Annotated in this window: 28 protein-coding genes; 14 read left to right on the forward strand and 14 right to left on the reverse strand. The window is 54.6% G+C overall.

Features of this window, described 5'->3' with window-relative positions:
• Positions 1–4: 4 nt before the first annotated feature.
• Positions 5–397, reverse strand: coding sequence for a 30S ribosomal protein S8e (locus E3E28_RS08395; protein WP_167914719.1), 393 nt, complete (start codon positions 395–397; stop codon positions 5–7).
• Between the two features lie 108 nt (positions 398–505).
• Here E3E28_RS08395 and E3E28_RS08400 point away from each other — a divergent pair, with 108 nt between their 5' ends.
• A complete protein-coding gene (locus E3E28_RS08400) occupies positions 506–1,348 on the forward strand; it encodes a hypothetical protein (protein ID WP_167914720.1) in 843 nt (280 codons plus the stop codon).
• On the opposite strand, the gene pyrG is transcribed toward E3E28_RS08400, so the two are convergent.
• From pyrG to E3E28_RS08415, 3 genes are all read right to left on the reverse strand, one after another.
• The gene (pyrG, locus tag E3E28_RS08405; RefSeq protein WP_167914721.1) at positions 1,342–2,940 is read right to left on the reverse strand and encodes a glutamine hydrolyzing CTP synthase; all 1,599 of its coding nucleotides are present in this window, start codon (positions 2,938–2,940) and stop codon (positions 1,342–1,344) included. The genes E3E28_RS08400 and pyrG overlap by 7 nt on opposite strands.
• Before the next feature lie 62 nt (positions 2,941–3,002).
• Complete coding sequence (locus tag E3E28_RS08410) at positions 3,003–3,380, reverse strand: DUF555 domain-containing protein (protein WP_042689311.1); 378 nt, start codon at positions 3,378–3,380, stop codon at positions 3,003–3,005.
• A 10-nt stretch (positions 3,381–3,390) separates the two neighbouring features.
• Positions 3,391–3,678 (reverse strand): DUF357 domain-containing protein, encoded by a 288-nt coding sequence (locus E3E28_RS08415; RefSeq protein WP_099210387.1) that lies wholly within the window; start codon positions 3,676–3,678, stop codon positions 3,391–3,393.
• Positions 3,679–4,217: 539 nt separating this feature from the next.
• Between E3E28_RS08415 and E3E28_RS08420 the strand changes: the two genes are divergently transcribed.
• The 4 genes from E3E28_RS08420 to E3E28_RS08435 all read left to right on the forward strand — a co-directional run bounded on the left by E3E28_RS08420 (position 4,218) and on the right by E3E28_RS08435 (position 6,561).
• On the forward strand, positions 4,218–4,910 hold the full coding sequence (locus E3E28_RS08420; RefSeq protein WP_167914722.1) for a hypothetical protein: 693 nt from the start codon (positions 4,218–4,220) through the stop codon (positions 4,908–4,910).
• A 50-nt stretch (positions 4,911–4,960) separates the two neighbouring features.
• Positions 4,961–5,461, forward strand: coding sequence for a hypothetical protein (locus tag E3E28_RS08425; protein WP_167914723.1), 501 nt, complete (start codon positions 4,961–4,963; stop codon positions 5,459–5,461).
• A gap of 68 nt (positions 5,462–5,529) precedes the next feature.
• A complete protein-coding gene (locus tag E3E28_RS08430; RefSeq protein WP_167915359.1) occupies positions 5,530–5,790 on the forward strand; it encodes a hypothetical protein in 261 nt (86 codons plus the stop codon).
• A gap of 9 nt (positions 5,791–5,799) precedes the next feature.
• Positions 5,800–6,561 carry a 7-carboxy-7-deazaguanine synthase QueE gene (locus E3E28_RS08435; protein WP_167914724.1) on the forward strand — a complete coding sequence of 254 codons (762 nt, stop codon included), beginning with the start codon at positions 5,800–5,802 and terminating at the stop codon, positions 6,559–6,561.
• On the opposite strand, the gene E3E28_RS08440 is transcribed toward E3E28_RS08435, so the two are convergent.
• Entirely contained in the window at positions 6,548–8,320 is a 1,773-nt protein-coding gene (locus E3E28_RS08440; RefSeq protein ID WP_167914725.1) for a CGP-CTERM sorting domain-containing protein, read from the reverse strand. The two genes, E3E28_RS08435 and E3E28_RS08440, sit on opposite strands and share 14 nt — an antisense overlap.
• 150 nt (positions 8,321–8,470) lie before the next feature.
• Between E3E28_RS08440 and E3E28_RS08445 the strand changes: the two genes are divergently transcribed.
• From E3E28_RS08445 to E3E28_RS08465, 5 genes are all read left to right on the forward strand, one after another.
• Complete coding sequence (locus E3E28_RS08445; RefSeq protein ID WP_167914726.1) at positions 8,471–9,502, forward strand: hypothetical protein; 1,032 nt, start codon at positions 8,471–8,473, stop codon at positions 9,500–9,502.
• Positions 9,499–10,440 (forward strand): hypothetical protein, encoded by a 942-nt coding sequence (locus E3E28_RS08450; protein WP_167914727.1) that lies wholly within the window; start codon positions 9,499–9,501, stop codon positions 10,438–10,440. Before E3E28_RS08445 ends, E3E28_RS08450 begins: the two co-directional genes overlap by 4 nt.
• 66 nt (positions 10,441–10,506) lie before the next feature.
• Positions 10,507–11,832, forward strand: a complete 1,326-nt coding sequence (locus tag E3E28_RS08455; protein ID WP_167914728.1) for a RuvB-like helicase — start codon at positions 10,507–10,509, stop codon at positions 11,830–11,832.
• A gap of 71 nt (positions 11,833–11,903) precedes the next feature.
• Positions 11,904–12,584: a hypothetical protein gene (locus tag E3E28_RS08460; RefSeq protein WP_167914729.1), complete on the forward strand. Its 681-nt coding sequence runs from the start codon at positions 11,904–11,906 to the stop codon at positions 12,582–12,584.
• 4 nt (positions 12,585–12,588) lie between these two features.
• Positions 12,589–12,876 carry a hypothetical protein gene (locus E3E28_RS08465; protein ID WP_167914730.1) on the forward strand — a complete coding sequence of 96 codons (288 nt, stop codon included), beginning with the start codon at positions 12,589–12,591 and terminating at the stop codon, positions 12,874–12,876.
• Here E3E28_RS08465 and E3E28_RS08470 read toward each other — a convergent pair.
• The 3 genes from E3E28_RS08470 to E3E28_RS08480 are packed head-to-tail and all read right to left on the reverse strand — an operon-like array spanning position 12,866 to position 14,809.
• Complete coding sequence (locus E3E28_RS08470; protein WP_167914731.1) at positions 12,866–13,870, reverse strand: PIN domain-containing protein; 1,005 nt, start codon at positions 13,868–13,870, stop codon at positions 12,866–12,868. The two genes, E3E28_RS08465 and E3E28_RS08470, sit on opposite strands and share 11 nt — an antisense overlap.
• Positions 13,851–14,342 carry a hypothetical protein gene (locus E3E28_RS08475; protein ID WP_167915360.1) on the reverse strand — a complete coding sequence of 164 codons (492 nt, stop codon included), beginning with the start codon at positions 14,340–14,342 and terminating at the stop codon, positions 13,851–13,853. The genes E3E28_RS08470 and E3E28_RS08475 overlap by 20 nt, the downstream gene beginning before the upstream one ends.
• 5 nt (positions 14,343–14,347) lie before the next feature.
• Positions 14,348–14,809 carry a DUF2284 domain-containing protein gene (locus E3E28_RS08480; RefSeq protein WP_167914732.1) on the reverse strand — a complete coding sequence of 154 codons (462 nt, stop codon included), beginning with the start codon at positions 14,807–14,809 and terminating at the stop codon, positions 14,348–14,350.
• 71 nt (positions 14,810–14,880) lie between these two features.
• Here E3E28_RS08480 and E3E28_RS08485 point away from each other — a divergent pair, with 71 nt between their 5' ends.
• Positions 14,881–15,432, forward strand: a complete 552-nt coding sequence (locus E3E28_RS08485; RefSeq protein WP_167914733.1) for a YbhB/YbcL family Raf kinase inhibitor-like protein — start codon at positions 14,881–14,883, stop codon at positions 15,430–15,432.
• Here the strand turns inward: E3E28_RS08485 and E3E28_RS08490 are convergent.
• Together E3E28_RS08490 and E3E28_RS08495 are read right to left on the reverse strand one after the other, a co-directional pair.
• Entirely contained in the window at positions 15,429–15,686 is a 258-nt protein-coding gene (locus E3E28_RS08490) for a hypothetical protein (protein ID WP_167914734.1), read from the reverse strand. The two genes, E3E28_RS08485 and E3E28_RS08490, sit on opposite strands and share 4 nt — an antisense overlap.
• A gap of 99 nt (positions 15,687–15,785) precedes the next feature.
• Positions 15,786–16,241 carry a hypothetical protein gene (locus tag E3E28_RS08495; RefSeq protein WP_167914735.1) on the reverse strand — a complete coding sequence of 152 codons (456 nt, stop codon included), beginning with the start codon at positions 16,239–16,241 and terminating at the stop codon, positions 15,786–15,788.
• A gap of 94 nt (positions 16,242–16,335) precedes the next feature.
• Between E3E28_RS08495 and E3E28_RS08500 the strand changes: the two genes are divergently transcribed.
• Both E3E28_RS08500 and E3E28_RS08505 read left to right on the forward strand, forming a co-directional pair.
• Positions 16,336–16,941, forward strand: coding sequence for a glutaredoxin (locus E3E28_RS08500; protein WP_167914736.1), 606 nt, complete (start codon positions 16,336–16,338; stop codon positions 16,939–16,941).
• A 61-nt stretch (positions 16,942–17,002) separates the two neighbouring features.
• Positions 17,003–17,728 carry a cytochrome c biogenesis protein CcdA gene (locus E3E28_RS08505; protein WP_167914737.1) on the forward strand — a complete coding sequence of 242 codons (726 nt, stop codon included), beginning with the start codon at positions 17,003–17,005 and terminating at the stop codon, positions 17,726–17,728.
• On the opposite strand, the gene E3E28_RS08510 is transcribed toward E3E28_RS08505, so the two are convergent.
• The 4 genes from E3E28_RS08510 to E3E28_RS08525 form a co-directional block, all read right to left on the reverse strand.
• Positions 17,711–18,067 (reverse strand): thioredoxin family protein, encoded by a 357-nt coding sequence (locus E3E28_RS08510; RefSeq protein WP_167914738.1) that lies wholly within the window; start codon positions 18,065–18,067, stop codon positions 17,711–17,713. The two genes, E3E28_RS08505 and E3E28_RS08510, sit on opposite strands and share 18 nt — an antisense overlap.
• A 66-nt stretch (positions 18,068–18,133) precedes the next feature.
• Positions 18,134–18,709, reverse strand: a complete 576-nt coding sequence (locus E3E28_RS08515) for a hypothetical protein (protein ID WP_167914739.1) — start codon at positions 18,707–18,709, stop codon at positions 18,134–18,136.
• Between the two features lie 11 nt (positions 18,710–18,720).
• Positions 18,721–19,533 carry a hypothetical protein gene (locus E3E28_RS08520; RefSeq protein WP_167915361.1) on the reverse strand — a complete coding sequence of 271 codons (813 nt, stop codon included), beginning with the start codon at positions 19,531–19,533 and terminating at the stop codon, positions 18,721–18,723.
• Between the two features lie 70 nt (positions 19,534–19,603).
• Complete coding sequence (locus E3E28_RS08525; RefSeq protein ID WP_167914740.1) at positions 19,604–19,990, reverse strand: transcriptional regulator; 387 nt, start codon at positions 19,988–19,990, stop codon at positions 19,604–19,606.
• A gap of 170 nt (positions 19,991–20,160) precedes the next feature.
• Between E3E28_RS08525 and hcp the strand changes: the two genes are divergently transcribed.
• Positions 20,161–21,534 carry a hydroxylamine reductase gene (hcp, locus tag E3E28_RS08530; RefSeq protein ID WP_240921665.1) on the forward strand — a complete coding sequence of 458 codons (1,374 nt, stop codon included), beginning with the start codon at positions 20,161–20,163 and terminating at the stop codon, positions 21,532–21,534.
• Positions 21,535–21,565 lie beyond the last annotated feature (31 nt).

The following is a 21,565-nucleotide window of genomic DNA, read 5'->3' on the forward strand; positions in this document are numbered from 1 at the left end:
GGGTTCAGGCGTTCTCCCCCTTGAGGAGAACCGCGTTAACAACTCCGTCCTGGCCGGGCCTGCTGGTGACGACGGCCTTACCAATCTCGGTCTCGATTATCGCTCCCTTGGTGATGATGTTTCTCCTCGCGTACTGCCTGTTGGCCGGGTTCTCAACGACGTTGAGTATCTTGACCTTCTTGCCCTTTCCACCGTCGAAGACGTTCGCGTAGAGTGCCTCGACGAGGCGGACCTTCCTGTTACCGCCGTAGGTCCTGATTATCTTCCTCTTCTCCCTCTCCTCGGCGACCCTGGTGTTGGCGGGCTCTCTTCCGAGCTCCCTCTTCCTCTTCTTCCTCGCGAGGACAATCCTTCCACCTGAGGGCTTCTTGAGTGACCTTCCCTGCCAGATAGCCATTTATCTCACCTCGATTAGCCTGATGAACCCATCGCCACTTTCGGGGGTTCGTTTATAAGCTTTTCTTAGGGACAACGCTTTTAAATCCTCCCGTCGTTACTAACCTCGGTGGTGTATGTGGGGGCGCTTGATGCATTTTCAAAGGCCTTTTCCCTCGTCGCGGAAAACAAGAGAGTTTACTTTCTCGTCCTCGTGGCGTTCATTGTCGTGGCATTCCTGGGCTTTCTTTTCCCATCTCAGACCAGCGGGCTTCCCGTAAAAGAACACCTATCCTCAAACGTTCTTTTTGAGGAGTACGGCACAACTTCCAAAACCACCCTTATCCATGAATTGGAACTCTCGCTGTTAAAGCTGTTCATTACGATTCTTGTTCTCTCCCTTGTCGAGTACAGCGCCGTTAAGGCCTACTTTTTATCAGCAGACGGGGAGGAATACTCCCTCAAAGAGCTCATCATAGAGGCATTACCAAAGATTCCAGGGGTAATAATAGTAAACATTCTCGCTTACCTAACGGCACTGCTCGTTGCAGTGGTTCCCGTAGGCATAATAATCCTTGGCGCCGTTTTCCTCAGTGCAGGCGTTGCCCTCCTGGGTGTCTTCCTGCTCTTTGCAATGATTCCAGTCCTCCTGACGTTCTTTGCCATCGTTGTCCCGGCGTACGTTGAAACAGGGAACATCGGAGCGTTTGTAGAGGCATTGCGACTTACGTTCAGAAGGCTCCCGAGCAGTTTTGGTTATGGCGTCCTCATAATACTCCTGGGCTTTGCTGTAGCAATAGCAATGACACCCATTATACTTCCCCTCACGATGACCACTGCGAACCCGGTGATAATTGACCTCGCCGGTGCCCCATTTGATGCATTTCTCGTTTGCTTCCTCTGGGCGGGAGGGGTTCTCCTCTACAGGAACTTCAAGGGGATTAAGGGAAGAAAAGAGGAGTTCCTTTACTGATACCTCTTCTTTTTCGCGGCCTCAACGAGTCCCCTGAAGACCGGTGCCGGGTTCATGGGCCTCGACTTGAACTCCGGATGGAACTGGGTCGCTATGAAGTAGCTGTGCTCCGGCAACTCAAGTATCTCCATCCTCCTCTCGTCGTCGCCCGCTATTCCGCTGAAGACGAGACCGGCTTCCTCAAACCTCTCGATGTAGTCTGGGTTGACCTCCCAGCGGTGCCTATGCCTCTCGTAGACTATCTCCCTGCCGTAGAGCCGTTTAGCGAGGGTGTTCGGCTTTATGTGAACCGGGTAAGCGCCGAGCCTCATCGTCCCGCCGAGCCTGTCGAGGTCCCTCTGCTCCGGCATCAGGTCAACGACCGGATAAGGCGTCTGCGGGTCAATCTCCGTCGAGTGCGCCCCCTTGAGCCCGAGGACGTTCCTCGCGAACTCAACGACCGTCAGCTGGAAGCCGAAGCAGATTCCGAGGAAAGGAATGTCGTTTTCCCTCGCGTAGCGTATCGCCATCATCTTGCCCTCGCTTCCGCGAGCGCCAAAGCCACCGGGGACGATTATACCGTCAACACCCTCGAGGAGCTTAACGCCCTCCCTCTCAACGTCTTCCGCTTCTACCCACCTGATTCTGACCTTGACGTCGTTGGCAACGCTCGAGTGCTTCAGGGCTTCCTTAATGCTGAGGTAAGAGTCAGATAGCTTGACGTACTTCCCAACGATTGCAATCTCGACCTCCTTATCAAGGCCCTTGTACTTCTCCACCATCTCGCGCCACTTCTCGAGCTCCGGTTCCCTTTCGGGAAGGCCGAGCCTCCTCACGAGGTACCTCGCGAGTCCCTCCTTTTCAAGCATTAAAGGCACTTCGTAAGTGTCCTCGACGTCGTAGGCACTAATTACTGCCTCCTCTGGGACATTGGTGAAGAGGCTTATCTTTCTCCTCGCACTCTCCTCGAGGGGCTCCTCGGAGCGCGCCACTATCGCATCGGGCTGGATTCCGAGGGAACGGAGCTCCTTGACGCTGTGCTGGGTGGGCTTTGTCTTCTGCTCGCCAACCACCTTGAGCTTGGGAACGTACGTAACGTGGACGAAGGCAACGTTCTCCCTTCCTTCCTCGAGTTGCATCTGCCTCGCGGCCTCGAGGAAGGGCATCCCCTCGATGTCTCCAACCGTTCCGCCGATTTCGACGATAACGACGTCGTAGTCCCTCGCGATTCTCCTTATGCGCTCCTTTATCTCGTTGGTGATGTGCGGAATCACCTGAACCGTCGCGCCGAGGTATTCGCCCTTCCGCTCCTTCTCGATGACGGCCGAGTATACCTTGCCCGTGGTTATGTTGTGGTCGAAGCTCAGGCTCGTGTCGAGAAAGCGCTCGTAGTTGCCGAGGTCGAGGTCAACCTCACCGCCGTCGTCGAGGACGAAGACCTCGCCGTGCTGGTAGGGGTTCATCGTTCCGGCGTCGTAGTTGAGGTAGGGGTCAATCTTGATGTTCGTCGTTCTAAAACCGCGAGCCTTCATGAGCATGCCGAGAGAAGCGCTGGTGATTCCTTTCCCGAGACCGCTGACGACACCACCCGTAACAAAGATGAACTTCGTCATGGCAAAACCTCCAGAGGTTATGTGGGGCTTTGATGGAAGAATGTTTAAAAAATTAACTTAACTCAGAGCTCGGCCTCGATGCCGTCTTCCTCGTCCTCCTCGAGCTCCCTAATCTCGTAAACCTTGAGGGGGACCTTCTTGAGGGCCTTGCCAACAACTGCCTTGGCTATCCTCTCGGCGTGCTCTATCGTCTGGGCGTTGTAGACCTTGAGCGTTAGATACATACCGACGAGGCCGACGTTTCCGATTACGAAGGCGCTCTCGAAGTGCGCCCCGCAGACGGGACACTGGGAGTAGCCGAGCTCAACGCGGACGAAATCGAGCTTCTCCCTGTTGAGTGCCTTCGTTACCTTGCTCACAGCCACGTTTATCGCGTCCTCGCTCGTCTCAACGTCCCTCACGATGATAGGCGCCTCGAGAACCACCAGATAGTCCCCCATCTCGCTCACCTCACCCGAATGCAAAAAGCCTGTCGTCTTCACCCTTAAACACGCCGAGCCTCACGCCGGCATCTATGAAGCCGTGCGCGTAGTTCAGAGCGGCGAAGGCGGTAACGTAGTCGCCCTTCTCGTAGTAGTACCTTGCGTCCTCAAAATAGCTCTTCGCCATCGTCAGGAAGTCCATCGCGACCGCGTGAAGAAGGCTCTTCTCGTGAACGGCTACCTCAAGTCGCTTGAGCGCCTCTTCGGTGATTCTAAAATACTTCTGGAGCTTCTCATCGGTTACCTCGCGCTCCACACCGCTCGCCTCGGTCGTGCTTTGAAAGTCCTCTTATAAACCTTACCTCAGAAACTTTTGGAAAAAGCTTCACCAAAAGCTGGTGATTCCTCTTCAAAAAGTCCCCGCATAATATGATTTCAAAACCAAGCTGGTCGTTAGAGGCTTGAATTCATTTGACTTAGACTTTCCGCGCTGGTTCTACTTGAACCGCGCTCCGAAGGAGCGCAAAAGATGTGAACCTCTTATCAGAAGGAGGGCCTTTCAGAGAAATTCCCCTTCAAAAGAGCAACTCAAAAAGAAATCCACGTCAATACACAGCATTTTCAGGGGGAATCACGAACCTTGGTCAAACTTCGCGCAGGCGAAGTTTGCAAGGGGGGCAGTAGGGGCTGTCGCCCCCCTGGGGGTCCCGACGTCATCGCAACCCCGTACTCGTCGGGCGTTATCAAGTTCTTGAGAGCAAATTATAAGGGTTGCTTTGTCACTTTCTTTCAGGCAGGAAAGTTTTTATGCCTAAATTAAGTAGTAATTTATCAGATAACTCCGGAGGAAATAGTATGAGAAACCGGAAGGCAACCATGGTAGTGCTCCTCATAATGGCCATTATCGTGATAGGTTATCACGGTACAGTGCATAACAACAAACAGAACGAGTATTCTTGTCCCGAACTCAGGTTTCAGGACAACATCACCGAAAAGGCTCTGGACTACGCTCAAAGCTATCACCCTGGCTGGCAGTGGTCCATAGCGACCCTCTGCATCTGGCCGAACAATACCGCTACCGTTTTGGTTTACGGCAACTATACGATAAACTGCGAGGGACTAACGTGCTCCAGAAAAAGAGGCCTCCTCTACGCGGTGAACCTCAATCTAACCAATTTGGAGTTGGTGTCCTTTAAAAAAGTGCCTTCAAACGCCTACGATGAGTTAATCCACCGGTGTGAAGAGCTTAGAAACGAAACGGAGAAGAGGATTTTAGCATATTGCCGTTCTCATCTTGCCAGAAAATGTATGATTCTAACGTCCTGTCAATGGCCCAACGAAACAACTACATTCCTCCTTCACGTTAACTACACAACAGTTTGCAAGGGGTACAACTGCGAGGCTGAGAACGGGACGTTTTATGAAGTAACCTTTGACCCCAGCTGGAAAGTTCTCTCGGTTCGTAAAGTTTCCGATGGACACTTTGAATTAAGAACAAGATGTGACCTTGCATGGCTCTCCCTCTGGAGGAACGAGGTCAGGGGATAGACCTCAAAGCATTTTTATAACCTTCACTCCAACCGAGAACGGTGCGAAACATGGGTGGAACAGTGAGCAAGATAATCCGCTTCCGCGATGAAGAGGAGTTCATAGAGGATATAGACTTCGCCCTGGAGCGCTTTTCCTATCTGGCGAGCAAATACGGCCACAACCCGGTTGGCGGAATCGTCCTCTGGGACAGTATAGCGGTTAGGGACGACGAGGGGATAAAGCTCTTCCGCGTCGGCGAGTTCCCCTACTTCGAGGGGACTCTCAGGTTAGACCTCGAAACGCTCCGCGTTATGGAGCGCTACTTCGACGAGCTTGAGAGCAGGTGGGACGAGCTCACCGTCGAGGAGATAAACTACTTCGTCGAGATGCTCAACGAAGCTTTAGGTGAGGAGAGGGTTTACTACGACGCCTACTCGCTTGGCCTCGACAGGAACACCGCCTACATAATCCTCGATTTGGTTGCGCTCAACTACCTTGAGGGCGTTCTCGACGGGAGGGACAGGGAAATCTTTGAGGAGGCCGTTGAGGTTCTGCTCAAGTACATCTAAGCGGTTGATGAATTATTTAATTGCAGAATTACATAATTCATTGATTGAACAATCGCGGGGTGATGTCGGTGCTCTTCAAGAAGAGGGGTGTGTTCACCGAGGAGGACGCGAGGAAGGTAATCGAGGAGATGAGCAAACATCCGGAAGAGAAGGAGCTCATAGTGATGGCCGAAGCTGTTACGGCCGAGGCGAAAAGGCGCCTCTGGGACTACGCGAGGGCAGTAAAGCTGATGGCCGATATGACGGGCGATGAGAGGGAGATTCGCGTTGAAATCCTCGAGGGCTACGTGAGCGAGAAGGTTAAGGGAATAGACGTCGAGACCCTGTGAGGTGTGGCCATGAGACTCATAATGGCCGAGGTTTTCAACAGCTGGCAGGGTGAAGGGGGAAGCGTTCCGGGAAGCGCCTTCGGGAGAAGGCAGATTTTCGTCCGCTTCGCCGGTTGCGACCTCCACTGTGCCTGGTGCGACTCAAAGGAGTTCATTGACGCCTCTCGCGTTTCTCGCTGGAGATACGAAGTCGAGCCCTTCACCGGAAGGTTCGAGTACAGGCCGAATCCCGCGGAGCTTGATGAGGTTGTTGAAGCCATTACTCGCCTCAACACGGGTGATATACACTCAATAAGCTACACCGGGGGGGAGCCAACCCTCCAGGTGAAACCCCTGAAGGCCCTCATGGGAAAGATGAAGGAGCTCGGCTTTGATAACTTCCTCGAAACGCACGGCGGGCTTCCAGAACTCATTAGGGAGGTCGCTCCACTCGCCGACTACGCGAGCGTTGACATAAAGGACGAGACCGCTAAAGCGACCGAGGACTGGCGCTCATTGGTTCTCCGCGAGGTCGAGAGCATCAGGATTCTAAAGGAAGCAGGGGCAAAGGTCTACGCCAAGCTTGTCGTTACATCGGAGACAAAGGTTGAGAACGTCCGCTGGTACGCCGAGCTTCTGAAGGGGCTTGCCCCGCTCGTAATCCAGCCAAGGGAGCCGATTGATATCAGCCAGGCAAGGCTGATGGAACTTTACCGCGAGGCCTCGCTCATCATGGGGCGGAAGAACGTTGGACTGAGCTTCCAGGTTCACAAGTACCTCAACGTTCTCTGAGGAGGGCGAGCAGGGCGAGGAGGACCATTAGCCCGGGCCCGCAGATTGATTTGGATTCCCGTCTTTCTGGCGTTTTTACGGTGTTTGAGCCGGTGGAATTGGTGGTTCCCCCAGTACCCGCGGGAGAAGTCGTTAGGTTCGTGGAGGTGTTAGCATTCGGATTCTCACGAGGCGCCTTACTGTACTCCACGAGTTTCGGGTAAAGGGTGAAGTTGCCTCCCACCCTAAAGAGGCCGTAGACCGTGTCGTTGTCCAGGAAGGCGTATACCGGCCAGAGCGAGCACGTTGGGAGTATTCTTTTTCCAACTTTCGCGTATCCTGCGGGGAGCCCGTAAAAGCTGACCGAATATCGCGCGGGATAAACGAACACCCCACCCTTAACCGGAACGTATTCCAAGAGCGGGGTCGAGAGGAAGTACTTGGAGTAATGGGAGACGCTGGAAAGCCTGGTTTCCCTTGTTGAACTCCTCACCATTTTCTCCCAGGTTTCATAAGACACGGAACCTGCCTTAATCCACTCCTTTTTCCCGGGAATAAGGCGTATCAGCGTGATGTTTTTCGAGCCGTTCATTGAGACGCCCAGGTAGGGAGTTCCGTTCACAAAGGCCACGCCGAGATGGAAGATTTCCTCATCGGCACCGCCGAAGTAGAAGGCCGGGTTGCCGTAGTCGTCCTCCTCCGGCGGGTTGAAGGTTCTCAGTATGGAACTCAGGTTTACCTGGAAAAGTCTGCCGTCGTATCCAAAGAGGAGAACGTAGTGTATGTCCGCCGGAACGTTGGGGCCACCTGGGATGAGGATTCCGCTGGCGGACAGTTTCAGGAGGAAGAGGGCAAAGGTGCCGTTCGTGAACCCGCTGACGTTGACGCTGACATCATGAGGGGCGACGTAGACGTAGGAGTAGTTTCTCCCGCCTTCGAGCTCAACGGGTGGTTCCACCGGCTTGGGGAGTTCAAGGTTCGAGGGGGAGCAGACGTAGTAGTAGCATCCCCAATCCCCCTTCCTTCTCTCCGTTTTGAGCTTTAACACGGGCTCCATGCTCCCGTTGCGGTAGGCGAGAATAAGTGGCGGGGCGCTTGGGGTTGAGCCGTTGAAAACCAGGGGTATTATCGGGGAGACGTAGTTCCCCGTCGCGCGAAATTCCTCGGGTATGAATTTATCGCAGTCCACGAACTCGGCCTGGGGGAAGTAGACGTAGATGGTTCCGTTGTAAACGAAGCCCCTCATTCTCGAAACGACGTCTGCCGTGCCGTTAAACTTCGCCAGGAGCGGTTTGAGGTCCGGGGAATAAGTGCAGTTCTGGGTGAACGTTCCGGTGATGTTGAGGGCCGAGAGGTACGTTTTGAGAACGCCGAACGGGAATGAGACGTTTAATCCCTCCAGCTCCACGACTGACCCGTTCAGGAGCTTTAGGGGGTAGGTTTTCAGCGGAACTCCATCAACACCGCCGAGCCTGCCGACAGTGCTTCCGTTCTCGACGGTGTAGTGAACCCTGAAGTCAAGGGCTTCGGCGTCCAGACACTGAAGCCTGTCGGTTAGGCTTGAAATAGGACACATTCCCTCGTAGAACTGGTAGAAGTAGTAAACGTCCAGCTCAAAGGCGATGGTGTTGTTGACGATGTAGGGTGTTGTGGCGAAGAGAACCGGGTCCGGCAGTTCGACCTCCGGCGGACAGGTTCCCTTTCCCGAAACTTCGTGGGTTTGATACATCAGAGACACCATCAGGAGGAGCATCAGGACAATACCCTTCATTTTCGACATTTTACTCGCCACAGTTGTTTCTCACCAAACGTTTAAAAGCGTTTGGTCAACCTTCTTTGGCGATGATGACATTGGCCTTTGGGGTAACCGATGCCCGGAAAACCCACCTGAGCCATAAAGTTTAAATTTTTGCATCTTCTCCTAATCTTGGTGGTAATAATCGAGGTTTTCCGGTGTGAGCACTGTGGAGCACCGCTCGATGTAACCCCAGAGGATATAATAGTGGTCTGTCACTATTGTGGTTATCCCAACGCCTATGACAAAGTTTTCACGGAGAAGAACGTCTTCTTCGTTGAGAGCCTTCCCAAAAAAGAAATCCTCCGCCTTTTCTGGGAGCGGGTTAAGAAAGACCCCGACTACAGCGGGATACGGGGAAAGATAAAGGTTGTCAAGGTTGAAGGGGTTTACGTTCCTCTCTGGTTTGGAATTGTTAAAGGGCAGGGTCAGATGAGATATGTCGTCTATGAGAAGGAGGGTAACCAGACCAGAGCCGTTGTTAAATCCAGGAAATTCGACATGAGTTCCCTTGTCTGCGTTCCTGCCAGGAGAAGCGTCTACGATATCGCAGTTGAGAACCTGGCACTAAAATTCGAGAGGTACGGATACGTTGCTTCAGAGAGAATAGAGGATTTGCTGGGGCGTATGATGGACATCAAGCCGATAACGGATTTAACCCCTGATAAGTGGGATGGCCTTAAACTGGCGTTTCTGAACGCTGACTTTGGAAAGGACTACGCCAGAATTGCCCTTCAGGACCGGGCCTCGGATGTTGCCAAAGAGCGCCGTGTTCCCGATGATGTTGAACTCCGGTTCTTTAGGTTCGAGGGGGAGACCCTTGACATGGCCCTCGTGTTTTATCCCCTCTGGAAGGTTCATTATGATGTTGAGGGCGGGACGTACTTCGTCGCCTACGATGGTCACCGGGGAAAGGAAGTCTTGGCCGTTGAGCCCGTGAGGATATGGAGAAAGGTCTGGTACGCTTTGGTTTCTATAGTTGGAATCTCCCTCGCGGGGCTTTTCTCTTCCCTCTACGGGAACATTGGATACTGGAAGGCCCTCTCGGATGCAGGGAAGAGTGGACTGGGCATGCTTGTGCTTCCGGCGCTGGGAGCGTACATCGGCTTTGAGCTGGCAAGGGGCTATGGACGGAAAGTGGCTCGCGACGTGAGGGTTGAGAAATGAAGGTCAGGTGTCCCCACTGCGGTGCGGAGTTTGAAGCCAGGGAAGAGGGCATCGTGGTGTGTCCCTACTGTGGATTCCAGATAAAACTCGGCGAATCCAGAACGTTTACTTACCCCCTGCGGGTTGAAAATCCCTGGAACGTGCTGGCCTCGTTTATACGCCTTCAGCGTCTGTCCCCTGCCGATGTTGAATGGAAAGCCCGTATCATTGAGAGAGAACTCCTCTATGTTCCATTTTATGTCTTCTTCGTGAAGGCAAAAGGCGTTGCCAGAAGAGGCATAATTTCCAAAGAAGGGGCAGGTCACGTTGAGTTCTTCAACTATGCCACCGTGCCCGCAGTTGAGGGCTTTGACGAGCTCGTTAACTACCCCTTACCCGTGAGGGGCAGGAAGTATTTCGATGGACACGTCAAAAGTAAGCTCCTTGAAAAGACGGTTGAAGCCTCCGAGGCTGTGAAACGACTCAGGGATGAACTCAGAAACGTTCTCAAGAACGAAGCTCGGCGATACTTTCACTGGAGCAACGTTGAGGTTGGAATGACGACGTTTGATGTTCATCTGGATGGACTCGTTTATTATCCAATCTGGAGAATCAGGTATAAATATAGCTTTTTCACGTATCTGGCCTACGTTGATGGGGCAGACGGTAGAGTTCCCTACGCTGAGTTTCCGGTGTCACCGATTAAAAGAATGACGAACCTCTCCCTCGGATTTCTGCTCCTGGCTTCGGGGTTTTTAATCGGCAGGTTCCTGTATTCGTATGGTGTAACAGCCCCAATTGGTTCCGTTGCAACTGCGATATGGGCTTCGTATCCCTCTTTGAAGAGGGCTTTTATGGTCAGGGGCAGGGTGAGTGAGCACAGGCTTTTATCTGAGGTTGCAGGGGATTACATCCCAGAGGACGAGGTCTTTAAGGCAATACGGCGCTTCCTGAGATAACGCCGTCCGTCAAATTTTTAAATCCCCTCTTTTAGTTACCTTCGGAAAGATTAAGGGGGTGAGACCTTGCCGGCGGTCATAGAGGAGGTTGCAAAGGTTTCCTTTGAGAGGGTTGGAATGCACTCCCACATAAAGGGCCTCGGCCTCGACGAGAACGGAAGGGCCAAGTTCATCGCCGATGGCATGGTCGGTCAGGTTAAGGCGAGGGAAGCGGCCGGAATCGCCGTCGAGCTCATAAAGCGCGGAAAGCTCGCCGGCAAGGGAATCCTCCTCGTCGGCCCGACCGGGAGCGGTAAGACGGCGATAGCGATGGGCATAGCGAGGGAACTCGGTGATGACGTTCCCTTCGTCCAGATAGCGGGAAGTGAGATTTACTCGGCCGAGGTCAACAAGACGGAGTTCCTCAAGCAGGCGATGAGGCGGGCGATAGGCGTTAGAATCAGCGAGGAGAGGAAGGTCTACGAGGGCGAGGTCAAGAAGATTGAGATAAGGCGCACGAGGCACCCCTTCAACCCCTACGTCGAGATTCCGGAGAGCGTCATTATAACCCTCCGCACGAGGGACGACGAGAAGACGATAAGGGCCGGCAGGGAGATAGCCTACCAGCTCATGGAGCTGGGCGTTGAAGAGGGCGACGTCATACAGATTGACGCCGAAACTGGCAAGGTCTCGAAGGTCGGAACGACGAAGGAGGAAGAGGGGCTCTTCTTCAAGCGCAAGGTCAGCCTTCCGAGCGGGCCCGTACTCAAGATAAAGGAGTTCACCTACACCGTCACGCTCCACGACCTTGACGTTGCCAACGCCCGCGGAAACATCTTCGGCCTGCTCTTCAGCACCGGGGCGGAGATAAGCGACGACGTCAGGAGGCGCGTTGACGAGACCGTTAAGAGCTGGATTGAGGAGGGAAGGGCGACGCTCGTTCCGGGAGTGCTCTTCATAGACGAGGTCCACATGCTCGACATCGAGGCCTTCTCGTTCCTCGCGAGGGCCATGGAGAGCGAGCTCGCGCCGATTCTTATCCTGGCCACCAACAGGGGAAGGACGAAGATAAGGGGCACCGACATCGAGGCACCGCACGGAATCCCAGTTGACATGCTCGACAGACTGCTGATAATCAACACCGAACCTTACAAGAAAGAGGAAATCAGGGAGATAGTCAAGATTCGCGCGAGGGAGGAGAAGATTGAGGTGAGCGAGGAGGCCATAGAGTACCTCGCGGAGCTCGGTGAGAAGACCAGCCTGCGCTACGCCGTCCAGCTTCTCGCGCCGGCGAGCGTCCTGGCCAAGGGTGGAAGAGTCGAGAGGGAGCACGTCGAGAAGGCCAAGGAGTACTTCGCCGATTTGAAGAGGAGCATCGAGTTCGTCGAGAAGCTCGAGGGAATGCTGAGCTGATTTCCTCTTTTCTTTGGTTCCCTCAGGTAACACTTTTAAGCTTTTAATTCTTTAACACTCACGGTGGGAGTATGGACAAAACAAACGCCATTGTTCTTGTTCTGATTCTCCTCGGAGCCCTCGTCAGCGGGTGCATCTCGACCCCGGGAACGACCCAAACCCAGACCTACGGTACCGGAAACGCCCCAACTTCTTCCCCCGGGACTCAAAATGGCGGAAGCTCGTCCTTCACGAGCGCCGTTGGAAGTGCAGAGATAAACGGGACCTTCTCCGGCTGGCTGACGGCCCCGATGGCGTACTTCGACGAGGTTGAGCGCCTCCTGAACTCGACCAACGTCACCCTCTACGCGTTCACAGCTGAAGTTGAGGGAAACATGAACGCGAGCATAACGGTCTACGTTCTCAAGCTCGTTCCAGCGTTCGTTCCGAGGGACGTCAACGTAAGCATCAACGGGCGGGAAATCAAAGGAGCAACGTGCGTTGCCTACTCCGACCCCCTCCCGGTTTCAATCTCAAGAAAAGAAGGAAACGGACTCGTCAGAACGACGGCTTATCTAAAGGTTCACCCCTCAGGAAACGTTACCTTCACGGCGAAGGTCAGCGTTGATGAGCTGAACAACGGCACCGAAAGGACCCTGCTCCAAGCAGGAGAGATGAAGTTCGTGGTCAGGGTCATCAAACCCAACGACTACGTTTTCACTGTTCTCTGCAACGGCACGAACGTCTCTTCAGGCGGACTGACGTTGGGGTGAGGGTATGAGGAAGGTTCTCTACGCCCTCCCCTTTCTCCTCATCGGCCTCGGCGTTCTTATGGTGGAACTAACGGTTGACCGGCTACTCGTCGTCGGGTTGAACTGGCTGACGTTCCTCATCGAATACAGGTACGGGGGAGAAGGCAGAGGAGGAGAGCTCGTCGCCATTGGCATCGCCACTTCCCTCGCGTTGCTCCCCGTATCATCGGCGATTTCAAAGGTCCTGGCGGTCTTCACTCTCCTCCTCGTCCTCGGTGGAAATTACGTGAAAGAGCTCTACGTCAGCCCATAATCTCCACCAGCTTCCTGCTCAGCTTGAGGTGGAAGATGAACTCGTTGTAAACTCTATCCTCCCGCTTGAAGACGAGCTTGAGCTCATCGAGGTTCGCCTTGCCTCCGAACTCGCCGAAGACGAGGATTCCGTTGAGCTCTATCACGCCGAAGACAGCCGAGAGGTTAAAGAGGAGCGTCCTGAGCTGGTAAGCCGAGACCTCGTGTCTTCCGAGCTCCTCCCGCGGATATTTGAAGAGGAAGTACTCGAGCCCCTCCATCTCCGCCACGTCGGTTATCGCTATGTCCGCCGTCAGGAAGACGAGCAGGGTGGGCGTCATTCTGTCGTACCTCTTGAGGGACTTGACGATAATCTCGTCGTTGTTGTGGGCCGGCTCGCTCACGCTCTCGGCGATGATTATCCTTGGCTTCAGCCTCTCGAACTCCTTGAGGGCTATGTAGGCCGCTTTCCGGCTCCTCTTCGTCCGCCTGTTGCTGAACTCCCTCAGGAGGTGGGCGTTGAGAACCTCGCGTGAAATCTCCTCAAGCTGTTTGTGCCTGTACTTGTAGTTCATCGCGTCCTCGATTTCCTTCTTGACGCCCTCGGCGACGACTATCTGATAACTGTCGAGCGGTCTGTATGAGGATATGAAGCGGTGGTAGAAGAGGTTCGTATCGGGCGCGAATGCAACGCCCTTCTTCAGCCTCTCGTAGAGCTCCAGGGTCTTCTCGAATTCGTCGAGGTTGTCGTAGCGGAGGATTCCTGCGGAGATGAAGCACTCGTAGAAGTCGCTCCACGTCGGCAGTTCTGAGGAGAGCCTTGGCGGAACACGGGCGTTGAAGGTCTTTCTGTCCGTCAGGACTTCGAGGTGGTAGCCCCTCTCGCTCGGCTCCGCCCGGAGGAGAGGAAGGCCGTAGAGCGGGTAACTCACCCGTAGCTCGCCCCTCTCAGCGAGGACGTTCATGAGGACCTGCAGTTCTGGCTTCACTATGACCTCAGCGGGCTTCATCTCCATCCCCCAGGAAGTTCTTGATGGGTTGCATATGGGTTGGAATCATCATGTAGGGCCTATCCGGGAAGTCCATGTCGAGCAGGCCCATGTAGACTATGAACGACACGGGGAACTCCCGAATCTGGACTATCGCGGCCGCGACTAGGGCTTTCCTGCCGGAGGTTATGTCAAGGCCTATCCGGTAACCCTCGCGTTCGAGCTTCGAGAAGAGCTCCTTGAACTTCCTGTCGGCCTCAAAGAAGCCGTAGTCCTTAATTACCACGGTCTCAATCCTCGGTCTGAGATTATATGCCTCGGATATGACCTCTATGGCCTTCACAACCTTTGGAAGGAGGTTCCTGTAGCGCTCCTCCGTGAATACGTAGACCCGCCGGATTTCCCGCTTTCCCTTGCCCTCCTTCAGGATTTTGTAGTAGGTGTTCACGACCGCCCAGGGCGAGCGACCGAGCAGGGTAACGTACGCTATGGGTGCCATGTTCATCACTCCACCAGTATCATTCCGTAAAGGGCGCTCTCTGAAAAGTCTATTTGAACCAGCGAGCTGATTTCAATCCCGATGGCGTCGAGGCTCGGCCGGACTTTCGTTGGCATTCTACAGGGCTCACCGCGCTCGAAGGGGCAGTCCGTGCAGAGGTTGCAGTTTCCCGGGAAGAGGGCCATCGCGTAGAGCTTTCCCTCCCTGAAGAGCTCCCCCTCGCGCTTGAGCAGGTAAAGGATTGCTTCCCTTTTCTCTTCCTCGAAGCGCTCCATGTCGATTTCGAACTTTACGAGGATGGCCCTGCTGAAGTGGCTCACCCACTCCCTTGCCTCTCTCCAGTCCGGAACGTGGGGAGGACAGCTCGGCCTCTTCCCGTACATCGGGCAGGTTCGACACTTCCAGACCGGCCTCGGGGAGACGACTATTTTCTCGGCCGGTATCTCCTTCTCCCAGAGCACGCGCATGGTATGTTAAACGCCGGCGGAGTATTTAACGTTGGCGCAACCCTTTTACGGATGAAGACGCAGGTTTGAACATGAGGAGCTGGGTGCCGTTGCTAATAATCGCGCTTCTAATCGGGTCTGGCTGTATAGGCGGGGGAGGTGAGAAAACGACCGCACCTAAGACCCTTGAGGTCGGTTCAGTCTTCCACAACGGGAGCTACATTCCCGTTAAGTTCACCTGCGACGGCGAGGACATAAACCCGCCGATATTCATTGGGAACATCAGCGAGAAGGCGAAGAGCCTCGTCATAATCGTGGACGACCCCGATGCCCCCGCGGGAACCTTTACCCACTGGATTGCCTGGAACATTCCGCCGGTGGGCGAGATTCCCGAGGCGGTTCCCAAAGTTGGCGAGGTTGAGAAGCCGATTCCGATGGTTCAGGGGAGGAACGACTTCGGAAGGATAGGCTACGGTGGTCCCTGTCCGCCGAGGGGGAGCGTCCACCACTACCACTTCAAAGTCTACGCCCTCGACACGACGCTGAACATTCCGCCCGGGGCGACGAGAAAAGAACTGGAAAGGGCCATGGAAGGCCACGTTATTCAGTGGGGAGAGCTCGTGGGGCTCTATAAGAGGGGCTAACTTTTCTTTTCCGTCAACTTTACCACGAGGTTTATCGCACTCTGCAAAGCCGCGAGGAAGTTCAGGGCGAAGAATATCCAGTCCCCGATTATGTAGGAGTATATCGTCAGCAGGGTCGAGGCGGTCACGTAGATTATTATGAACTGCATGTTCAGGGGACACTTTCTCGTCCTTATAGTCTCCAAGGTCTGAGGAACCCAAGCGCTCACGAGGAGCAACATTCCGAGCAGTCCGATTATCTCTCCGCCGTTCATGGTCTCACCCGGGATAAAAACGGGCTCCACTAAAAAAGGGTTGTGGCGGGGTTTCTGTCAAAAACGGCAGATAACACGGCTGGTTTTAACTTCCTCACGCTAAAGCTCGCTCGCGAGCATTGAGGTTGCCCAAGTCTTGACGTCCTCGTCGAGGATGTCCTCTATGAGCTTCATCGCCCTATCGAGTTCACCCTTCCTCGCGAGCCTGAGCGCGACCTCCGCCTGCACCTTCGACCTGTTGGCGAGGTCGGTTATATGCTCCGCTATGTAGAGGGCGTCGTCGAACTTACCCATCTCAAGGAACTCAAAGGCCAGACCCATCAGGTTCTTCGTCGGGTTCTTCGTTGAGAGTGCCGTCTCTATCGCCCTATCGAGGGCACCCCTGTAATCCTCCCCAGCCTTCGCCATCTCCACGACTATTCCGTTAACGGCCTTGGAACGGACGCTCCCGTCGGGTATTCCCCCAGCGAGCTTCATTGCCTCGTCGAATTTTCCTGCCCTCACGAGCTTCATGACCGCATCGTAAAGGGCCCGCGAGCGGTACCATGCCTGCATGAAAACCCCCATACCATTATGACCCCGCCCGATTTAAGGGTTCTGGTTGTGTTAACTTTATAACCTCCCCATCGGATAGAACACCGGTGGTCTGATGAAAAAGGCTGGAGTGCTCCTACTGTTGCTGGTTCTCCTCGGTTTCTCCGCGGGCTGTATCGGGAGCAACGGCACAACGAGCACTTCTTCAACATCGACAACTGCAAAACCTACCTACGTTGACGTCAACGGCACGAGGATTTACCTGAACGAGGTTCACTTCTACATGTACGGCATGAAGACCTGCCCCCACTGCCGGCACATGCACGAGTGGATTCCCCAAGAGTACGGTGAGAAGGCCTTAACCTACTACGAGCTCGTGGACAACCAGACGAACATGATGCTCTTCAACGAGCTCGCCCAGCTCACGGGCATAACCGGCGTTCCGGCGATAGCGATTACCTACAACGGAACCCTCTACGCGGTCATAGAGGGAGAGTTCAACGTGACTGCAACTCCCGAAATAATCGCGACGGCAATCAAGAACGACGGCGTGTTACTCCTAACCGGCAAGACCTACCTGCTCTCCTACAAGGACCCCAAGGCCAAGCTCGTCATCAATGCCCTTTACACCATATTCGTGAAGCATCAGTCGGTGGATGTCCAGAAGATTTTCAATGAGCTGAAGGCCAACTCAACCTCGACCGGAAACTCGACGGGCTGACCTTTCGTTTTCAACCTTTCGTTTTGGAAAGGGTGAAAAGCCCTTTCGGGTATTCTAAACCATGAAGAGCGAAATCAAGGCCCTCGCGATAATCCTGCTGGCTTCCTTCGGCTTGAGCGCCGTCGTTCTCTACCTCCTGGGCATTCCGGGCTTTATCCCCAAGTTCTACGCCCTGGCGATGAGCGACTCAATAAACCCCTGCACCTTCGTGATTTACACCATGCTCCTCATCGCGATATCAGTGAGGGAAGTGTCGCGGAGAAGGCTTTACATAATCGGTTCGGCCTTTATCCTGGCCGTTTACGTCTCGTACTACCTCCTCGGTGTCGGCCTGCTCTTCCTTGGGCAGTACATTCCCCTGTGGCTCGCTGGAATCTTCGCGATAGGCTTCGGAGTCTACACGATAGTCACTGGGATAATGGAGCGCTCGAGGATAGGCGACAAGGGGAAGATAAGAAAGAAGATATTCAGCGCCGACGCCACCTTTGCCGGTTCCTTTGCCCTCGGCGTCATTGTCTCGACGACGCTCCTGCCCTGTTCCGCCGGCAGTTACCTCGTCTACGCGACGATAATAGCCCACGGAAGCAGGGCCCTCGCGTTCTTCCTCCTGGCCCTCTACAACGTCATCTTCGTGCTCCCCCTCGTCGTAATACTCCTCGCCATGGGGAGCGTGAGCGAGAGCAAGCGCTTCTCACAGGCGATGGTCAGGCACAGCATGGAGCTCTCCGTCATCGCGGGATTTCTGCTCATTGCGATAGGAGTTTGGGTTTTATCTGGGGGTTCCTAACCCGAGCCGTCCCCTGACCCTTTTCTCGAACTCCGCGAAGTTCGGAACCCCTATGAACTCCACCCTGTTGTCGATGAGTATCGTCGGCGTTCCAAGGATGTTGTGTTCCATGGCCTTCCTCTGCCCCTCGGACGTGGCAACGCTGAGCTCCCTGGCCACGACACCCTCATACTTTCCCTCAAGTTCTTTGGCCATCTGGACGGCAATCGGGCAGTATGGACATCCCGGGGCTGTTATGACCTCGATGACGACCTTACGTTTCGGCTTTACCTCAATCATGCCCGCTCGCTTCATAAGTTCCAGCATCTTCTTTCTCCTTATCATCTCCAGCTCGTCCATGCTATCACCTGGGGGAGAAATCCTTAGAAAAATTAAAACGCTAACGGCGGAAATCTGCAAAACTCTTCAATCAACGGCGTTCAGGTGAATTGCGAGCAGGACCGCGAAGAGCACCGCGAGCGCTATATGGGCCTTCTTCCAGCGCTGGTACATCTTCACGTATCTGGCAACCTCCTCCTTCCGTCCGGCCTTTGCAAGGGCGAGTATCTTTCTGTTTATCGCCCGTCCAATGAAGCCGAGGACGTTGAGGGCAATGAGGGTTACCCCCATCGCAAGACCGGCGATGCCACCGATTCCTGCGTAGTTCCCGCAGGAGAGGAAGTGGACGAAGACCAGAACCGTTCCCGTTATCGTCAGGGCGTGATGAACCGTCATTGGGGATACCGGGCCTATGAAAGTCACGTACGGGTGCTCGGGCTGGATTTCAAAGCCCCACTTATCGTCCTTGCGGTGCTTTATCAGGAGCTTTCGCTTCGTGAGGGCGTAGTAGGCAACGCCCACGCCAATCAGCACAACGCCGAGCACCGCGAACGCTGTATAGCCGGCATCGTACTCGTTCTCGTCCTCCCCGTACTCGTCGGCGAGGGCAAGGGGGAGGAGCAGAAGCATCAAAACGAAAAAGACGGCGAGCTTTTTCCGCATGTTAACACCTCTCAGATTGTTTTACTGCCCAGTCCGCATATGCTCGCAAAAGGACAAACCGAGCAGTCCTCGGTGTAGGGTTTGAGCGGGGGTTCGCCCTTTACGGCCCTCGTTATCTCCCTCGCCCTTTCCATGGCCTCATCGTCGCCCTGGAGCACGAGAGTGATGCTTCCCTCGGCCCCTCCCGCGCCACCGGAGGCTATGGGTACCGCCTCCACTCCTGCAAGTATCTTGTACGCCTCGACCTCCGTCACAGGGTGGGAGTGGGGTATCGGAACCAGCGCCGCGTAGAGGCCCGTTCCCCAGTCGAAGGAGTATATGCCCGTGAGCTTGGCGCTTTCCTCAACCGGAGTTGGCACGAACTTTTCAAGGCTCACAGGGGTGATTGTGAAAACCCCTTTCGTTATCGTCCATCCGAAGGTCTTGCCTATCGTTCCCCCATCCGGAGCCGCGGCAAAAACCGCGACATTCCAGTTTATGTCGATGGCGTTGGCGCCTTTGATGAAGACGTCCTTCGGGCCCATTCTCCTGAGGGCCTCCTGAGGGTCGTCGAAGGGCTCTCCTCGGTACAGAACGAGGTGCTTTGGCCACGTTTTCTTCGGAGTGACGCAGGTTCTTCCGTTGCTTATCGTTCCAATCGTCCATTTCTCCTTCTCTATTTCCTCACCCAGTATCTCTTCCGCAATGTATGCGGCCGTTGTTCCGGTTGCTATGTAAACGAAGCCCTTCTTCAGTGCGCGCTGAACTTCCGGCATGGCGACAACGGCCTTCGCTATGAGCCTCTTGCTCTCGGGTGGCGTAAGGGTAACGAGCGCCCTTTTCACGTCAATCACCTGGCTAAAATATGCATCGAAAGGTATAAACCTTCTCTTAGAGGGTCCGAGAAGCCTTAGCTCAGCCGAATAGCTCTATGCAGACCCTGCACTCGGCGGGGTTCACCTCGGGGTCTATCCTGGCGTGGAAGGAGCAGACGTAACCCTTGCCGAGCATCTTGAGGGCTATGCCGATGAGCCTCATGTGAATGTCGTACTCGCTCGGCCGGAATTCAACTATCTCGTCCGCGAGGTTCTTGAGGTCCTCGTCAATCTCCCTGAACTTTGAAACGTCTACGAGAGCACCCCTGTCCATGTTGAGGTAGCGCGAAACCGCCGACTGGGTGACGTGAAGAAGCTCCGCTATCTCGGTCTGCTTCAATCCCCTCTCCCGGAGGTGCTCCACGAGGCGTCTCCTGAGGGAGGGGTAAACGTAGCGGGATGCGACCTCGAAGGCGTTGACCTTCATATGCAAAACATGACCCGCGGAATACTTAAGGCTTTTGGTCCTTTTGAAAACTTAATCGGCTTATTTTTGTTGATTTGTAAACCAAGAGCTGGCCTTGTTCTGGATAAAAAATTTAAATCACTTACCATAACATTCATATGACAAGTGTCATAATAAGGGGGTGTGGAAAGATGGCCGTGAAGGTTCCGAACAGCGGAAAGGAAGCAGGCGTTCTGATGAGGTGCGACCAGTGTTCAATGAGCCTGCCGGGAGGGTGTACCTTCAGGGGAATCTGTGGCAAGGACCCTGACCTTAACTCCCTCCAGGAGGCCCTCATCTACGGAATAAAGGGAACCGCCGCCTACTATTATCACGCCTACGAGCTCGGCTACAGGGACGATGAAATCGGCTTCTTCCTGTCAAAGGCCCTCTACTCAACGCTCACCAACGTGAACTTCGACAAGAACCGCTTCCTTGAGCTCATCCTCGAGAACGGCAGGATACACCTCAAGGCTATGGAGCTTCTCGACAGGGCCTACACAGAGACCTACGGAAACCCGGAGCCGGTCAAGGTTCCGACCGGAACCGACGAGGGGCACGGAATTCTCGTCACCGGCCACACCTACAGGGCGCTCTACGAACTCCTCAAGCAGATTAGGGAGATGGGCCTCGAGGACCAGATTAGGGTCTACACACACTCCGAGATGCTCCCGGCCCATTCCTACCCGGAGTTCAGGAAGTTCAAGTCCCTCTACGGCAACTGGGGCGGTTCCTGGGTTTACCAGAGGAAGGAGTTCACCGAGTTCCCGGGAGCAATCCTCGGAACCAGCAACTGTGTCCAGCAACCACCGAAGAGCTACGCTGACAGGATTTTCACCACCGACATAGCGGGCCTTGAGGGCGTTCCCCACCTCGAGAACGACTACGAGCCCCTCATCAAGCGCGCGCTCGAGACGCCGAAGATGGAAAGGAAGGAGGACGGCTACATCGTCACCGGTTTCCACCACACCAACGTGCTCCCGCTCATGGACAAGCTCATCGAGCTGATAAACGAGGGCAAGATAAGGCACGTCTTCGTCATAGGTGGCTGTGACGTCCCCAACCCGAAGATGAGCTACTACGAGAAGCTCACCGCGATGGTGCCCGAAGATGCCATAATCCTCTCGGCCGCGTGCGGTAAGTTCCGCTACAACAGGCGCGACTACGGCGAAATCGAGGGAATACCGCGCTTCATGGACTTTGGCCAGTGTAACAACGTCTACTCGATAATCCAGATTGCCGGGGCGCTCGCGAAGGAGCTGGACGTCGGTCTCAACGAGCTTCCGGTCAGCATAGTCCTCAGCTGGATGGAGCAGAAGGCCATTGGAATCCTCTACAGCCTGCTATACCTCGGAATCAAGGGCATCTACATTGGACCAAAGGCTCCGGAGTTCTTCACGCCGAACGTCTTCGAGACCCTCAGGAAGAAGTTCGACCTCAGGCTCATAAGCGAGCCCGAGAAGGACCTGAAGAGAATGCTCAACTCCACCACCGCTGTGAGCGAGGACTCGCCCCTTCTCGACTGATTTCGTATTCTCCTTTTCTTCATGTTCTTCT

Source organism: Thermococcus sp. 21S9 (assembly GCF_012027635.1).
In the GTDB taxonomy this organism is placed as follows: Archaea; Methanobacteriota_B; Thermococci; order Thermococcales; family Thermococcaceae; genus Thermococcus.

Coding starts and splice junctions, on each gene's coding strand:
- E3E28_RS08395 (WP_167914719.1), bottom strand. CDS start 397: ATGGCTATCTGGCAGGGAAGGTCACTCAAGAAGCCCTCAGGTGGAAGG.
- pyrG (WP_167914721.1), bottom strand. CDS start 2,940: ATGACGAAGTTCATCTTTGTTACGGGTGGTGTCGTCAGCGGTCTCGGG.
- E3E28_RS08410 (WP_042689311.1), bottom strand. CDS start 3,380: ATGGGGGACTATCTGGTGGTTCTCGAGGCGCCTATCATCGTGAGGGAC.
- E3E28_RS08420 (WP_167914722.1), top strand. CDS start 4,218: ATGAGAAACCGGAAGGCAACCATGGTAGTGCTCCTCATAATGGCCATT.
- E3E28_RS08425 (WP_167914723.1), top strand. CDS start 4,961: ATGGGTGGAACAGTGAGCAAGATAATCCGCTTCCGCGATGAAGAGGAG.
- E3E28_RS08435 (WP_167914724.1), top strand. CDS start 5,800: ATGAGACTCATAATGGCCGAGGTTTTCAACAGCTGGCAGGGTGAAGGG.
- E3E28_RS08440 (WP_167914725.1), bottom strand. CDS start 8,320: ATGTCGAAAATGAAGGGTATTGTCCTGATGCTCCTCCTGATGGTGTCT.
- E3E28_RS08450 (WP_167914727.1), top strand. CDS start 9,499: ATGAAGGTCAGGTGTCCCCACTGCGGTGCGGAGTTTGAAGCCAGGGAA.
- E3E28_RS08460 (WP_167914729.1), top strand. CDS start 11,904: ATGGACAAAACAAACGCCATTGTTCTTGTTCTGATTCTCCTCGGAGCC.
- E3E28_RS08465 (WP_167914730.1), top strand. CDS start 12,589: ATGAGGAAGGTTCTCTACGCCCTCCCCTTTCTCCTCATCGGCCTCGGC.
- E3E28_RS08470 (WP_167914731.1), bottom strand. CDS start 13,870: ATGGAGATGAAGCCCGCTGAGGTCATAGTGAAGCCAGAACTGCAGGTC.
- E3E28_RS08475 (WP_167915360.1), bottom strand. CDS start 14,342: ATGGCACCCATAGCGTACGTTACCCTGCTCGGTCGCTCGCCCTGGGCG.
- E3E28_RS08480 (WP_167914732.1), bottom strand. CDS start 14,809: ATGCGCGTGCTCTGGGAGAAGGAGATACCGGCCGAGAAAATAGTCGTC.
- E3E28_RS08485 (WP_167914733.1), top strand. CDS start 14,881: ATGAGGAGCTGGGTGCCGTTGCTAATAATCGCGCTTCTAATCGGGTCT.
- E3E28_RS08490 (WP_167914734.1), bottom strand. CDS start 15,686: ATGAACGGCGGAGAGATAATCGGACTGCTCGGAATGTTGCTCCTCGTG.
- E3E28_RS08495 (WP_167914735.1), bottom strand. CDS start 16,241: ATGCAGGCATGGTACCGCTCGCGGGCCCTTTACGATGCGGTCATGAAG.
- E3E28_RS08500 (WP_167914736.1), top strand. CDS start 16,336: ATGAAAAAGGCTGGAGTGCTCCTACTGTTGCTGGTTCTCCTCGGTTTC.
- E3E28_RS08505 (WP_167914737.1), top strand. CDS start 17,003: ATGAAGAGCGAAATCAAGGCCCTCGCGATAATCCTGCTGGCTTCCTTC.
- E3E28_RS08510 (WP_167914738.1), bottom strand. CDS start 18,067: ATGGACGAGCTGGAGATGATAAGGAGAAAGAAGATGCTGGAACTTATG.
- E3E28_RS08515 (WP_167914739.1), bottom strand. CDS start 18,709: ATGCGGAAAAAGCTCGCCGTCTTTTTCGTTTTGATGCTTCTGCTCCTC.
- E3E28_RS08525 (WP_167914740.1), bottom strand. CDS start 19,990: ATGAAGGTCAACGCCTTCGAGGTCGCATCCCGCTACGTTTACCCCTCC.
- hcp (WP_240921665.1), top strand. CDS start 20,161: ATGGCCGTGAAGGTTCCGAACAGCGGAAAGGAAGCAGGCGTTCTGATG.